Origin of the sequence: Streptomyces sp. NPDC090083 (assembly GCF_044747445.1) — a bacterium.
Taxonomy (GTDB): domain Bacteria; phylum Actinomycetota; class Actinomycetes; order Streptomycetales; family Streptomycetaceae; genus Streptomyces.
In genome coordinates, this window is the sequence record NZ_JBIVED010000007.1 from 54,263 (window position 1) to 67,802 (window position 13,540).

The window sequence follows — 13,540 nt, forward strand, 5'->3', positions numbered from 1 at the left end:
CGGGGGAACGTACGGGGAGCACAAGGGAGCGCCGGTTCGAGGTGGCCCGCGGGGGACGCGGCCACGGCGGACCGGCGCTCCTGTGTCCGTGCCGTCGTCAGCGCCCGCCGCTGACCCGCCCCTGGAGCAGCCGGGACAGCGCCGAGTGGACGTCGTCCAGGGAGCGCTCCGGCTGGAACGACTGCCAATCCAGGGCGGCCACCAGGACCATGCCCACCAGTGCGGCGGCGGTCAGCCGGACATCGATCTCGGGGCTGAACTCACCGCCCGCCACGCCCGCGTGCAGCACGTCCTCGATGGCCGCGTTCACCTGCTGGCGCACGACCATCAGCGTGGGCTGCCAGGAGCGGTTGGTGCGCCACAGCTCGGCCACGTAGAGCTGGGTGAAGGACGGGTAGCGGGCGATGAAGCCGAGGCCCGCGCGGATCATCGCGTCCAGGGCGTCCACCTTGCTGCCGCCGTCCCGGGCCGTCTGCTCGGCGGCCTCTCTCAGGGAGGCGGTCAGGACGCCCACGCCGTGTCGCAGCAGCTCCTCGAAGAGGACGGACTTGCTCGCGAAGTTGTAGTAGACGGTGCCCTTCGCGACCCCGGCACGCTCGGCGATCTCGTCCACCGTGGTGGCGGAGAAGCCCTGTTCGGCGATGAGCGTGACGGCCGCCTCGTAGAGCTTCTGCCGGGTGGCCTCGCGGCGCGTGCTGCCGCCCGACGGGGTGCTGCTGCTTTCCATGGGCCTGATTGTCACAGGCCCGGCCTGCGCCGCGGGCACGGGTGCCGCCGTCCTGCGCGCGCTCACAGGGTCAGCTCAGGATGCAGCCGGTCCAGCGTCCACACCTGGCGGCGGCGGGCCGACAGCGCGGTCAGCGCGAGAGCGCCCGCGGTGAACGCGGTGAGCACCACGCACGCGTGCCACACGGGTCCGAGGCCACCGCCCGTGATGAGCCTCCGCAGGGCCTCGACGACATAGCTCATCGGCAGGAAGGGGTGGATCGCGTTGAAGAAGCCCGGGCTCGTCTGCACCGGGTAGGTGCCGCCCGCCGACGTCAACTGGAGCATCAGCAGGGCGAGTACGAGGATCCTGCCGGCCGCCCCGAAGCGGGCGTTCAGCCACTGCACGAGGGCCGCGAAGCACGCCGTCACCAGGAACAGGAAGCCGATCGTGCCGGCCGCCCGCACCATCTCCAGGCCGATCGCCCAGTGCAGCACGGCCATCAGGGCCACCGTCTGGAGCACCCCGACCGCGACCACGGGCAGCCAGCCCGCGAGGGCGATCCGCCAGGCCGGGGCGCCCGCGGCGAGGGCGCGCCGGTTCATCGGCGCGATCAGCATGTAGGCCACCATCGCGCCCACCCACAGGGACAGCGGGATGAAGTACGGGGCGAACCCGGTGCCGTAGTTGGGCGCCTTGTGCAGGTCCTGGGAGGCCAGGTGGACCGGGTCGGCCATGACCCCGGTGCGCCGGTCGCGGTCCCGCTTGTCGTAGTCCGGGATCTGCGCGGCCCCGTCGTGCAGGCCGCCGGCGAGCTTCCCCGAGCCGTCGGCGAGCTTGTACAGGCCGCCGCTGAGGTCCACCGCGCCGGTCCGCAGCCTGCCTATGCCGGTGTCCAGGCCGGTGGCGCCGGAGCTGGCCGTGCCGAGCCCGGCGTGCAGGGTCCTGGCGCCGGAGGCGACCTTCCCGGCCCCGTCGTTGAGTTTGTTGACCTTGGCGACCGCGTCGTCGAGGTCCTCGGAGAGGTGCGGCGCGCGGTCGGCGAGCGCCTGGGCCTGTGTCTGGAGGGTGGCCAGGTTCGCGTCGAGCTTCTTCAGGTCGCCGTGCTGGTCGACGACCAGGGCGTTGACGTCGTCGGCGACCTCGGCCACGTCGGAGGCGGCCGTGGCGGCCTTCTTCAGGTCGGGGCAGGCGTCATCCTTCAGGACGACGTTCTCGCAGCGCGCCTTGTAGACCTCGTCCAGGGTGTCCGAGGCCGCGTGCGCGCCCTTGGCGGCGACCGGGGCCGTCTTCACCAGCACGTCGAGGTTGGCGCGGATCGTCGCGGCGGAGTCGGCGACCAGGCGGGCGGTGTCCCCGATGGTCTTCTCGTTGTCCTTGAGGAAGGGCCCCACCTTGTCGGCGGCCCCGTTGACCTTGTCCGCCAGGGTCTGGGTCCCGGCCGCCACCTGCGCGGAGCCGTCCGCCAGGGTGCCCGCGCCCGTGTCGAGCTTCTTGAGGCCCTTGGAGAGCTTGCCGCTGCCCTTCTTGGCGTCCTTCAGGCCGTCGGCGAGATCCTTGGAGCCCGCCTCGGCCGTCCCGATGCCGCCCTTGAGCTTGTCGGCGCCGTCCGCGGCCTTCACGGTCTGGCCGTGGATGTCGGAGAACGACACGAAGATCCGGTCCAGGAAGGTCCGTGAGGCCTTCGTGGACGCGGCCGACCGCACCTCGCTGAACACCGTCCTGGAGATCTGCCCGACGATGTAGTTGTTGGCGTCGTTCGTCCGTACCTGGAGCGCGCCCGTCTCCGGGTCGTCGCCCGCGCTGGAGGAGACGCGCCGGCTGAAGTCGGCAGGCATGGTCAGCGACAGGTAGTACGTGCCGTCCTCGACGCCCTTCCGCGCGGCGGACGCGCTCACCTCGTGCCAGTCGAACGTCCCGCTGCCGAGCAGCCCCTTGGTGATGTCGTCGCCCGCGGTGACCTTCTTGCCGTCGGCACTCGCCCCCTTGTCGTCGTTGACGAGCGCCACGGGGATGCGGTCCAGGCGGCCGTAGGGGTCCCAGAAGGACCACAGGTACAGGGCGCCGTACAGCAGCGGCAGCAGCAGGAGGGCGACCAGCGCGGCGCGCGGCAGCCTCCCCCTGCCGAAGCGCCGCAGCTCAAGCCCGGCCAGTCGTGGCGTGTGCATCGGCCTTCTCCGTCCCCTCGGTGGATACCGCCACGACCGTCGTCCCGGCATCCGCGATCGACCTCAGCAGCGCCCAGATCTCGTCCCGTTCGGCATCCGAGAGCTTGAGGTCGACGTCGTCCACACCGAGCAGCGCGGGCCGCCCGATCAACGCCAGCGCGACGGACAGCCGCAGCTCCTGCGGCCGTTCCAGATCCCGTACGGCGGTCCTGGTGCCCTTGGGCAGCGCCTCGGGGTCCAGCCCGGCTGCGGTCAGCGCCCGCTCGATCCGCAGCCCCGCCTCGACGGCCCGCTCGGACCGGGGGCGCAGCAGTCCGCGCACCGAGTCCCCGAACCGCCGTTGCAGCAGCGCCCGTTCACGCAGGTGCTCGCCGACGGTCAGCGCCGGTTCGAGGTCGGTGACCCCGGCGACATGGGCCGGCGCGCTGATCCGCCGTACGGCGGCCGACTGCTTCGGCAGCGTCAGCCCGCCCACGGAGGCGGTCCCTTCGGACGCCTTCATCCGCCCGGTGAGCGCGAGCAGCAGACTCGTCCGCCCGGACCCCGACGGCCCCTCCACGGTGATCAGCGACCCGGGCCCGGCGTCCAGGGAGATCCCCCGGAACGCCCAGCCGCGCGGTCCCCTCAGCCCGAAGTCCTCGGCTGTGACACCGACCCCGCCCACGGTTCCCCGCCCCCTGCCCCTGTGCGTCGAACATTTTGAACTGACTGGTCAGTGCAAAAAGTAACCCGAACCTTCGATCGAAGCAAAAGCGCAGGTCAGAACGGATTGTCAGTGCCATACCCCACGATGGGTCACATACGGCACTACCTGACTGGGCGTGCCGTCACACGACGACAGGAGGTTCGTCATGGCCAACTCGTCCGCAGCCGCCGCCCGCCGGCGCCGCGCCTCCGGCCCTGCCCCCTCACTGACCGGCCCGGCGAGCGACGTGCACCCCGTGCTCCGCCGGGCCACGGCCCCACCAGCCGCCCTCGACCTCCTCGCCCAGGCCCGCGCCGGACTGGACGAGGCAGCCGTCCTCGAAACGTCGAACGAGCGGTACGCGACGGCCCACCTGGCCGCCCTGCGCACCGCCGCCGCGGTCCTCGCCGCGCGCGCCCAGCCGGAGCCCACCGCCCGGCGCCGGGCCCGCATCCGCAGCGCCTGGGAAGTCCTCCCCGAGATAGCCCCCGAACTGACCGAGTGGAGTGCCCTGTTCGCTTCCGGCGCCCGGCGCCGCGCGCGGGCCGAGGCGGGCATCCAGGGCGCGGCGACCCGCCGGGACGCCGACGACCTCATCCGCGACGTGGCGATGTTCCTGCGCCTGGTCGAGCGCATGCTCGTCCTCCAGCCGGTCCTGCCCCAGCCGCGCCAGGACCCGGAGCGGCCCGGAGACCGCGCCGGCTGAGCACGCGGCGTTCGCCGCGCGAGACACATGACCAGGTACGGCACCGGAGGCAATAGGGTGGAAGACGCCTGAAGCCCTCCCTCCGCCAGCCACCGGGGCCGGGGAGGCAGCCCGTTCGCTCCGCCGTCCGCAGGCGGTGCCGCGCCGAGGAGTCAACTGCCGTGTCGGACCCGAGCCGCCCCCGCGCCTCCCTCCGTACCGCCGTGGTCTGGGACGTCCTCCAGGACGCCCTCGACCGCCGGGTCAAGGCCACGGGTCGGGACGCGCTGGACGTCCTCGACACCGGAGGCGGCAGCGGCAACTTCGCGGTGCCCGTCGCCCGCCTCGGGCACCGCGTCACCGTCGTCGACCCCAGCCCGAACGCGCTGTTCGCGCTGGAACGCCGCGCCGCCGAGGCCGGGGTCGCCGACCGCGTCCAGGGCGTCCAGGGCGACGCCCACGGCCTCTTCGACGTGGTCGAGCGCGGCGGCTACGACGCGGTGCTGTGCCACGGCGTCCTGGAGTACGTGGACGACCCCGCCGAGGGCGTCCGCACGGTGGTGGCCGCGCTGCGCCCCGAGGGCGTCCTCAGCCTCCTCGCCGCCGGTCTCGGCGGCGCCGTGCTCGCGCGCGCCCTCGCCGGCCACTTCACGGAGGCCCGGCAGGCCCTGGACGACCCGAACGGCCGCTGGGGCGAGGCCGATCCCGTCCCGCACCGCTTCACCGCCGAACAGCTCGCCGGGTTCGTCGAGGGCGCCGGCCTCGCCGTCGGCGCCGTGCACGGGGTGCGGGTCTTCGCCGACCTCGTGCCCGGAGTGCTGGTGGACACCGAGCCCGGCGCCCTGGAGGCGCTGCTGAAGCTGGAGGCCGCGGCGGCCGAGCTGTCGGCGTTCCACTCCGTGGCCACGCAGCTTCATGTGCTCGGTGAGGCACGGGGTGCCGCAGAGGCGTGAGCCTCCTCCTGTGCCGTAGCCCTGATCAGGGGCGCGACAGCACATGGAGTACGCCACAGGCCCCCCGATCGGGGGCTCGGCGCCGTATGATCGAGGGAGACCGCCCGGCATGACAGGACGGCCGCTGGGGAATGGAAGCTTCAGCGAGCCGGACGGCCATGGCGGATTCCGGTTGGTCAATTGGCGTAGAGGGGCGGGTTTCACGGGGGCGATTCCCTGCCTATCCTGAAGGGACCCCCCGGGTCGCCCCGGCGACTGCACGATGAGGAGGACTCCGTGCCGCTCTCGGAGCACGAGCAGCGAATGCTCGAGCAGATGGAGCGAGCGCTGTACGCCGAAGATCCCAAGTTCGCGACAGCGCTTGAGGGAAGCGGGCTGCGCACGTACACCCGGCGACGGGTCTACCAGGCGGTGGCCGGCTTCCTCGTAGGTATTGCGCTCCTCATGGCAGGAATGGTCGCGAAGCAGATTTGGGTCAGCGTGGTGGGATTCCTCGTCATGCTGGGCTGTGCGGTACTCGCCGTGACCGGCTGGCGCAAGGCCCCCAAGCCTGGCGAACAGCCCGCCGCAGGCGCCCCGCACGCCCGCCGCCAGGGACGGCAGCGGCGCTCCGTGATGGATCGGATCGAGCAGCGCTGGCAGCGCCGCCGGGACGAACAGCAGGGCGGCCAGTAGCAGCACCGGGCCCCGCAGCGGTACCGCGGCTCCTCGAAGACGAGTGAGGGGGTGACCACCGAACCGGTGGTCACCCCCTCACGTATGCCCTGCCGCGCTTCCTAGCCCTGCTGCCCGGACGGCTTGCGCAGCGTCGGCCGGAGCGCCGCCGCCCGCTTCGTCACCGAGGTCCGCCAGGCCGACAGCGCCCACACCACCCGGACGGTCGAGCGCGGGGCGACCAGTGCGCGCAGCCGCGCGGAGCGGCCGGACGTGTCCCGGAAGGCGACGGCCACCCGCCGTACGTCCTGCGCCAGCCCGGAGGCCGGCTGCGGCCGGGGCGCGTAGAGGACCTGCTCCACGGCGTCCGCCACCCGGTGGACCGACGCGGCGGACACCGGGTCGAGCTCCCCGAGCCGCACGATCCTGGCCGCCGCCTTGCGCGGGGTCAGCGAGTCGTCGGGCGGAATCCCGAAGTCCCAGGCCGTATCGGTCAGTTCCTCCCACACTGCCAGCGTGTGGACCGCCGCGCCGGACTCCGTACGGCCATGAGCGCCCAGCCGTACCGACCGCGTCCTGGTCCGCCACAGCATCGGCGAGAGCGGGATCGTCAGCAGCAGCAGCGCGCCCAGGCCGAGGGCCACCATCTGCACGTACCACCAGGGACCCCGCGGGTCACCGCCCGTCGCGAGTGCCGGGGCCTGGCTGGTGCAGCCGTCCAGCCTCCGCAGCTGGGCCGTGCAGCTCTCGCTCGCCGAGGGGGCCGCGGAGGGCGCCGTGCTCGTCGAGGCCGAGGGCCTGGCCGGGTCCGGGACGTCACTGCCGGGTGTCGTCGACTGCGTGTACGCGGGAACCGAGCCGCGGTTCGGGGTCGGCTCGAAGCGGGTCCAGCCCACGCCCTCGAAGTACAGCTCGGGCCAGGCGTGCGCGTCCTTCAGACCCACCGACACCGTGCCGTCCGCCTCCGGGGTGCCCGGCGCGAAGCCCACGGCGACCCGGGCCGGGATGCCCAGCGTGCGGGCCATCGCCGCCATCGCGAAGGAGAAGTGGACGCAGAAACCCTGCTTGTCCTTCAGGAACTTGGCGATCGCGTCCCGGCCGGTGCCGACGTCCACCTGGGTGTCGTACTGGAAGCCGCCGGTCACCGCGAAGTAGTCCTGGAGCTTGACCGCCTGCTCGTAGTGGCTGGTCGAGCCCGCGGTGACCTTGCGGGCGGTCTCGGCCACCACCGCGGGCAGCGACTTCGGCACCTTGGTGTACTGGTTGCGCAGGGCCGTCGACGGCTCGGGCGCCTCGGCCAGCTGGTCCGCGGTCGGCTGCACGTCCAGGCTGGTGACCTCGTAGGACACCCCCCGGGTGTTCTGCCCGTGGTCGCCCACGACCGTCATGCCCACGGGCTCGTACCGCCAACTGCCGTTGATCCGCACACCGCTGGGCGGGTACGGCATCGGCAGCCAGTCCTGGGCGTACCAGTCGGCGGCCGAGATGCGGGTCCTGATCTCCGTGCGCTCGATGTCGGCGCCGAGGCCCGTCGGGGTGGGGAACGTGTTCGGCACGCTCTCGATGTGCCGCTGGGACGGCTTCCAGGTGGTGCCGTCGAAGTCGTCCAGGGACACGATCCGCAGATACATGCCCGAGACGTCGTTCGTGTTCGTGCTCATGGACAGGACCTGGCGGTTCTCGTCCACGTTCAGGCTGTCGCGCAGCGAGACCAGCGGGTTGACCGCGGAGATCGTGCCGCCGCCTCCGCCGCCCGCGCCCACACCCGTCCCGGTCGCGTCCAGCAGGCCGCCCGAGATGGTCGGCAGCGGCAGCAGGGCGATGGCCACGGCGACCGCGCCGATCCGCCGCCCGGTGCGGACCGGGGCGAGCGGACCCGAGGACTCCGAGCCCGGGGTGGTGCGCGGTGCCCCGCCGAAGACCCGGCCCCACTGGGCGAGCCGGTCCCGGCCCTCCGCCAGCAGCAGCATCAGATAGCCGGCGGCTGCGAGCAGGAACCACAGCCAGCTGACACCGCTCTCGGACAGTCCGGCGGCGACCGAGTACAGCGCGAGCAGCGGCAGTCCGGCCGGGGCCGCGCTGCGGAAGGTGACCGCGAGCGTGTCCACCGCGAGGCCGATCACCAGGACACCGCCGATGAGCATCAGCCGGATGCCGTCGTGCAGCGGTGCCGGGATCGCGTACCGCGAGACGTCGTCGGAGCCCTCCCGCAGCAGGTCCGCGAAGTGCTGGAAGGCCTCGGGGCCCGGGACGAACCCGGCGAGCGCCTGCGCGTGCGCGAAGACCAGGGTCAGCATCAGCAGGGTGACCAGGGCCTGGGCCGCGACGGTCAGCGGCCGGGCCAGCGGGACCCGCCGGGTCGCCGCGCCCACGCCTGTCTGGACCGCCAGCATGAAGGCGGCCTGGATGATCCAGGTCGCCGGGGAGACCAGGGGCAGCATCGCGCAGGAGGCCATCAGCGTGGCCACCCAGGCGCAGACGGCCAGTCGTGCCCGCCCGCTCATGCCCATCCCTCCCCGAGGCCGGCGGCGGTGATGCCGTTCCGCTCCCGGTCCGCCAGTTGCCACAGCTCCGTCAGGGACGCGCCGCGCGGTACGGCCACGGCGGTCCAGCCCGCGTCGCGCAGCATCCGCAGCCGCTCCTCGGGACCGTCACCGGGACCGGGCACGTCGGTCGACTCGCGCACCCAGCCTTCGTTGTCCAGCACGAAGGCGAGGGCGCCTCCGCTGCGCTGGCGCATCCGGGCGACCACGGCCGCCTGTTCCTCGTCGAGGTCGCCGAAGAAGGCCACCAGCAGTCCTTCGTTCCCGCCGCGCAGGACGTCGTAGGCCCGGGACAGGCCCGAGCCGTCCGAGTGGTCGATCACCGCGAGGGTGTCCATCATCAGTCCGGCCGCGTCCGCCGACTCCTGGCTCGCGCCCGCGAACCCGTCCGCGTCCTGGCCGGGCACCGAAGTACCCGTGTCGCTCAACAGTCTTACGGAGAAGCCCCGTTCCAGCATGTGCACCAGGACGGAGGCGGCGCCGGACACGGCCCACTCGAAGGCCGAGTCCGGGCCCTGGCCCGCGTAGGCGATGCCCCGGGTGTCCAGCAGGACCGTGCAGCGGGCGCGCTGGGGCTGCTCCTCGCGGCGCACCATCAGCTCGCCGTAGCGGGCGGTGGAGCGCCAGTGGACGCGGCGCAGGTCGTCGCCGTAGCGGTACCCGCGCGGGATCACGTCGTCCTCGCCCGCCAGGGCCAGAGAGCGGTTGCGGCCGTCGCCGTAGCCCTTGGCCTCGCCGCTGAGGCGGACCGGGGGGAGGGCCTCCACGCGCGGGATGACCGTCAGGGTGTCGAAGGTCGAGAAGGAGCGGGTCAGTTCGCACATCCCGAAGGGGTCCGTCAGGCGGAGCTGGAGCGGGCCCAGGGGGTAGCGCCCGCGCAGGTCGGAGCGGACCCGGTAGGACACCTCGCGCCGGCCGCCCGCCTCGACCCGGTCCAGGACGAAACGGGGGCGCGGACCGAGCACGTACGGCACCCGGTCCTGGAGCATCAGCAGGCCCGTGGGCAGCCGCGAGACGTTGTCCATCCGCAGGTGGACGCGGGCCTCGGAGCCGGCGGGCACGCGCCCGGGGGAGAGCCGGCGGCTGCCGGCCACCCGGTAGCGGGTGCGGTACAGCACCGTCGCGCAGACCAGCGGCAGCACCGCGAGCAGCATCCCGACCCGCAGCAGATCGCTCTGCCCCAGGACGTACGCGCAGACCGCGGCGGCGATCCCGGCGGCCAGGAACGAGCGGCCGCGGGTGGTCAGCCCGGCCAGGGCCGTACGGACACCGCCCTTCTCGTCCCGGTCGGTCTCCGCCTCCCCGGTGGTCATCACAGCCTCCGGGGCGGCTGCTGGCCGTACCCTCCGAGGCCCAGGCCGCTCTGCGGGGCCGGTGCCGCGGGCACGGGGGTGCGCTGGAGGATCTCCTGGACGACCTGCTCCGCCGTACGGCGGTTCAGCTGGGCCTGGGCGGTGGGCAGCAGGCGGTGGGCCAGGACCGCGACCGCGAGGGCCTGGATGTCGTCCGGCAGCGCGTACTCACGGCCGCTCAGGGCGGCGGAGGCCTTCGCCGCGCGCAGCAGGTGCAGGGTCGCGCGCGGGGAGGCGCCGAGTCTGAGGTCCGGGTGGCTGCGGGTGGCGCCGACCAGCTCCACCGCGTACCTGCGGACCGGGTCGGCGACGTGGACGCCGCGGACCGCCTCGACCAGCTTGACGATGTCGTGCGCGTGGGCCACGGGCTGAAGGTCGTCCAGCGGGTTCACCCCGCCGTGGACGTCCAGCATCTGCAGCTCGGCGTCGGCGCTGGGATAGCCGATGGAGACCCGCGCCATGAAGCGGTCGCGCTGGGCCTCGGGCAGCGGGTAGGTGCCCTCCATCTCGACCGGGTTCTGCGTGGCGACCACCATGAAGGGGCTGGGCAGTTCGTAGGTCTGGCCGTCGATGGTGACCTGGCGCTCCTCCATGGACTCCAGGAGTGCGGACTGGGTCTTCGGCGAGGCGCGGTTGATCTCGTCGCCGATCACGATCTGGGCGAAGATGGCGCCCGGTTTGAACTCGAAGTCCCGCTGCTGCTGGTCCCAGATGGACACACCGGTGATGTCCGAGGGCAGCAGGTCGGGCGTGAACTGGATTCGCCGCACCGAGCAGTCGATCGACCGGGCCAGCGCCTTGGCCAGCATTGTCTTGCCCACGCCGGGAACGTCCTCGATCAGAAGATGTCCCTCGGCGAGCAGCACGGTCAGCGAAAGCCGTACGACCTCGGGCTTGCCCTCGATCACTCCTTCCACCGAACTGCGGACTCGCTCCACAGTGGCGGTCAGATCTGTAAGGCTCGCTCGATCGTCATAGGTCGTCACCCGGCCCTCCTCGGCCCGTTCTTTCCATGGGCCGACGCCTGTGATGCGGACCGGCCCACCCCGAAACACGGACACCGCGCGGGAAAAGTTCCGCGCGACGCCACACCCGCATTCTTGTTGCCGTTACCGGTTCGTGTCACTCGCCTGTGGACAACTGCCTTCGCTTTGTCGGGTCTTATGACCTTCTGGGCGGTCCGAGGCGTGCGGTTTCGGGGCGGGCGGGTGCGTCAGGCGGGGTCGATCTCGCGCAGCAGGCCCGACTTCACGTCGAAGACGAAGCCGCGCACATCATCAGTGTGCAGCAGGAACGGCGAGGTCCGCACACGCTGCATGGACTGCCGTACGTCCTGGTCGACGTCCCGGAAGGCCTCCACAGCCCAGGCGGGGCGCTGGCCGACCTCCATCTCCAGGTCGTGCCGGAACTCCTCGGTGAGGGACTCCAGGCCGCAGCCGGTGTGGTGGATGAGGGCCACGCTGCGGGTGCCGAGTGCCCGCTGGCTGATGGTGAGGGAGCGGATGACGTCGTCGGTGACGACTCCGCCCGCGTTGCGGATCGTGTGGCAGTCGCCGAGCTGGAGGCCGAGCGCCTTGTGCAGGTCGAGACGGGCGTCCATGCAGGCCACCACCGCCACCCGGAGGACGGGGCGGGCGTCCATCCCGGGGTCGGTGAACGCGGCGGCGTACTGGCCGTTCGCCTCGACGAGGCGGTCCGTCACGGTGTCGCCGCGAGCTATGGCGCCTTCGGACTCTGTGGGTACGGATGCGGAGGTCGTCATACCTATGACGGTACTGGTCAACGGCGCATCGGTCGCGGTGCGGGACGGGAAAAAGAGCGTCATTGCGTCCTCTTGTGAGGTAACCCACACGGGTGGCGGGGGTGCACCCGCGTGGGTGATTCTTCCCGTTTTGGCGCATCGCACGCACCCCGGTCCGCGACGCGCAGGCCGGTTGATTGACCGCGGGACGGCGTGGACTAAAGTTGCGCGGAGCGGGAGACGAGGCTCTCCCTGCTGGACTTTTCCCGGAGACCCCGGCGATTTTCCGGATTCTCCCCACGTGCGCGGCGCGTACGTACGGCTCGGCCTCCTCCCGCTCCCGGTCGGCTGACGCTTTCGGCGCCGGCAGGCTTCCCTTTCGTCAGCGGGTGGGGACCCGGCGGTGCGTACGGCCCGCCGGACCTGAGAGGGCCCCTTGAGCAACAGTCGACACGTCCCGGTGATGCTCCAGCGGTGCCTGGACATGTTGGCCCCCGCGCTGGAGCGGCCGGGCGCGGTGGTCGTCGACTGCACCCTCGGCCTCGGCGGGCACAGCGAGGCCCTGCTGACCCGGTTCCCCGAGGCGCGGCTCGTGGCCCTCGACCGCGACAAGGAGGCGCTGCGCCTCTCCGGGGAGCGCCTCGCCCCCTTCGGCGACCGCGCCACCCTCGTGCACGCCGTCTACGACGAGCTGCCCGACGTGCTGGAGCGCCTGGGCGTCCCGCGCGTGGAGGGCGTCCTGTTCGACCTCGGCGTCTCCTCCATGCAGCTCGACGAGGCCGACCGCGGCTTCGCCTACGCCCAGGACGCCCCGCTCGACATGCGCATGGACCAGACGACCGGCATCAGCGCCGCCGAGGTCCTCAACACGTACGCGCCCGGCGAACTCGTCCGCATCCTGCGGGCGTACGGCGAGGAGAAGCAGGCCAAGCGGATCGTGTCCGCGGTCGTCCGTGAGCGCGACAAGGAGCCGTTCGGCAACAGCGCGCGGCTCGTCGAGCTGATCCGCGACTCGCTGCCGCAGGCCGCCAAGCGCACCGGCGGCAACCCGGCCAAGCGCACCTTCCAGGCACTGCGCATCGAGGTCAACGGCGAACTGTCCGTCCTGGAGAGCGCGATCCCCGCCGCGGTGAAGTCCCTTGCGGTGGGCGGCCGGATCGCCGTCCTGTCGTACCACTCGCTGGAGGACCGCCTGGTCAAGCAGGTGTTCGCGGCCGGAGCCGCCAACACCGCGCCTCCTGGGCTGCCCGTCGTGCCCGAGCAGTACCAGCCCCGGCTCAAGCTCCTGACGCGCGGTGCCGAACTTCCCACCGAGGAAGAGGTCGCCGAGAACCGGCGGGCGGCACCCGCGCGGCTGCGGGGGGCTCAGCGCATCAGGGAGGACGTCGTTGACTGAGTACGGGGTGAGGGCGCGGCGCGTGAGCGCATGGCCCGCGCGTGTGGGTGGGTTCGGAAAACCAACTCGGGGGCGTGGGTGAGCAGGAAACCTGAACTGAGGGGCAGGGCCGCCCGGCTGGCGCGGCTCTTCCCGACCGGCCCCGCGCAGACCGGCGGGGCCCAGGCGGCCAGGACCCCGTTCGTCCTCCTTGTCGTGCTCCTTCTCGGCGGCGGCCTGATCGGACTGCTCGTGCTGAACTCCGCGCTCAGCGAAGGACAGTTCAAGCTGGACGACCTCCAGAAGCAGACGAAGAGCCTCACCGACGAGGAACAGGCCCTCCAGCGGGACGTCGACGCCTACTCCGCCCCCGACGCCCTCCAGCGCCGCGCCCACGAACTCGGCATGGTGCCCGGCGGGGACCCCGCCTTCCTCGACCCGAACGGCACCGTGAAGGGTGTCCCCGAGCAGGCCGCCGCGCGGACCGCGGCGACCACACCGGCGGTCCTCGCCCCCGAGGCCCTGGTCGGCAGCCCGAGCCCGAGCCCGAGCAGTCCGCAGGCGCCGGCCTCGACCCCGGCCGCGGGTCCGGCCCGGACCCCGGTCCCGGCCGTGCCGGCGACCCCCACCGCAGTACCGCCCTCCCCGACTCCGACCACGACTCCCGGCAGGTGACGG

Annotated in this window: 12 protein-coding genes; 5 read left to right on the forward strand and 7 right to left on the reverse strand. The window is 72.5% G+C overall.

The genetic code is table 11. The features are described 5' to 3' along the window. Positions 1-97 precede the first annotated feature (97 nt). From ACIPTO_RS24575 to ACIPTO_RS24585, 3 genes are all read right to left on the reverse strand, one after another. Positions 98-727 (reverse strand): TetR/AcrR family transcriptional regulator, encoded by a 630-nt coding sequence (locus ACIPTO_RS24575; protein ID WP_401195592.1) that lies wholly within the window; start codon positions 725-727, stop codon positions 98-100. Between the two features lie 62 nt (positions 728-789). Beyond that, entirely contained in the window at positions 790-2,874 is a 2,085-nt protein-coding gene (locus ACIPTO_RS24580) for a YhgE/Pip family protein (RefSeq protein ID WP_401195595.1), read from the reverse strand. Then, positions 2,846-3,538, reverse strand: coding sequence for an ATP-binding cassette domain-containing protein (locus ACIPTO_RS24585; protein WP_401195598.1), 693 nt, complete (start codon positions 3,536-3,538; stop codon positions 2,846-2,848). The genes ACIPTO_RS24580 and ACIPTO_RS24585 overlap by 29 nt, the downstream gene beginning before the upstream one ends. A 187-nt stretch (positions 3,539-3,725) precedes the next feature. Here ACIPTO_RS24585 and ACIPTO_RS24590 point away from each other — a divergent pair, with 187 nt between their 5' ends. The 3 genes from ACIPTO_RS24590 to ACIPTO_RS24600 all read left to right on the forward strand — a co-directional run bounded on the left by ACIPTO_RS24590 (position 3,726) and on the right by ACIPTO_RS24600 (position 5,872). Continuing rightward, complete coding sequence (locus tag ACIPTO_RS24590) at positions 3,726-4,265, forward strand: SAV_6107 family HEPN domain-containing protein (protein ID WP_352183673.1); 540 nt, start codon at positions 3,726-3,728, stop codon at positions 4,263-4,265. A 161-nt stretch (positions 4,266-4,426) separates the two neighbouring features. Further along, positions 4,427-5,197, forward strand: coding sequence for a methyltransferase (locus ACIPTO_RS24595; protein WP_366319877.1), 771 nt, complete (start codon positions 4,427-4,429; stop codon positions 5,195-5,197). A 276-nt stretch (positions 5,198-5,473) separates the two neighbouring features. After that, positions 5,474-5,872, forward strand: coding sequence for a DUF3040 domain-containing protein (locus tag ACIPTO_RS24600; RefSeq protein ID WP_366319875.1), 399 nt, complete (start codon positions 5,474-5,476; stop codon positions 5,870-5,872). 101 nt (positions 5,873-5,973) lie between these two features. On the opposite strand, the gene ACIPTO_RS24605 is transcribed toward ACIPTO_RS24600, so the two are convergent. The 4 genes from ACIPTO_RS24605 to ACIPTO_RS24620 form a co-directional block, all read right to left on the reverse strand. Next, complete coding sequence (locus ACIPTO_RS24605; protein ID WP_401195602.1) at positions 5,974-8,355, reverse strand: DUF3488 and DUF4129 domain-containing transglutaminase family protein; 2,382 nt, start codon at positions 8,353-8,355, stop codon at positions 5,974-5,976. Continuing rightward, positions 8,352-9,707: a DUF58 domain-containing protein gene (locus ACIPTO_RS24610; RefSeq protein WP_366319871.1), complete on the reverse strand. Its 1,356-nt coding sequence runs from the start codon at positions 9,705-9,707 to the stop codon at positions 8,352-8,354. Before ACIPTO_RS24610 ends, ACIPTO_RS24605 begins: the two co-directional genes overlap by 4 nt. After that, the gene (locus ACIPTO_RS24615; protein WP_366319869.1) at positions 9,707-10,732 is read right to left on the reverse strand and encodes a MoxR family ATPase; all 1,026 of its coding nucleotides are present in this window, start codon (positions 10,730-10,732) and stop codon (positions 9,707-9,709) included. Before ACIPTO_RS24615 ends, ACIPTO_RS24610 begins: the two co-directional genes overlap by 1 nt. 227 nt (positions 10,733-10,959) lie before the next feature. Next, positions 10,960-11,508: a carbonic anhydrase gene (locus ACIPTO_RS24620; protein ID WP_366319867.1), complete on the reverse strand. Its 549-nt coding sequence runs from the start codon at positions 11,506-11,508 to the stop codon at positions 10,960-10,962. A gap of 415 nt (positions 11,509-11,923) precedes the next feature. Here ACIPTO_RS24620 and rsmH point away from each other — a divergent pair, with 415 nt between their 5' ends. Further along, positions 11,924-12,883, forward strand: coding sequence for a 16S rRNA (cytosine(1402)-N(4))-methyltransferase RsmH (rsmH, locus tag ACIPTO_RS24625; protein ID WP_366319865.1), 960 nt, complete (start codon positions 11,924-11,926; stop codon positions 12,881-12,883). 78 nt (positions 12,884-12,961) lie between these two features. After that, a complete protein-coding gene (locus ACIPTO_RS24630; RefSeq protein ID WP_401195607.1) occupies positions 12,962-13,537 on the forward strand; it encodes a septum formation initiator family protein in 576 nt (191 codons plus the stop codon). Positions 13,538-13,540 lie beyond the last annotated feature (3 nt).

Coding starts and splice junctions, on each gene's coding strand:
- ACIPTO_RS24590 (WP_352183673.1), top strand. CDS start 3,726: ATGGCCAACTCGTCCGCAGCCGCCGCCCGCCGGCGCCGCGCCTCCGGC.
- ACIPTO_RS24580 (WP_401195595.1), bottom strand. CDS start 2,874: ATGCACACGCCACGACTGGCCGGGCTTGAGCTGCGGCGCTTCGGCAGG.
- ACIPTO_RS24575 (WP_401195592.1), bottom strand. CDS start 727: ATGGAAAGCAGCAGCACCCCGTCGGGCGGCAGCACGCGCCGCGAGGCC.
- ACIPTO_RS24620 (WP_366319867.1), bottom strand. CDS start 11,508: ATGACGACCTCCGCATCCGTACCCACAGAGTCCGAAGGCGCCATAGCT.
- ACIPTO_RS24610 (WP_366319871.1), bottom strand. CDS start 9,707: ATGACCACCGGGGAGGCGGAGACCGACCGGGACGAGAAGGGCGGTGTC.
- ACIPTO_RS24605 (WP_401195602.1), bottom strand. CDS start 8,355: ATGAGCGGGCGGGCACGACTGGCCGTCTGCGCCTGGGTGGCCACGCTG.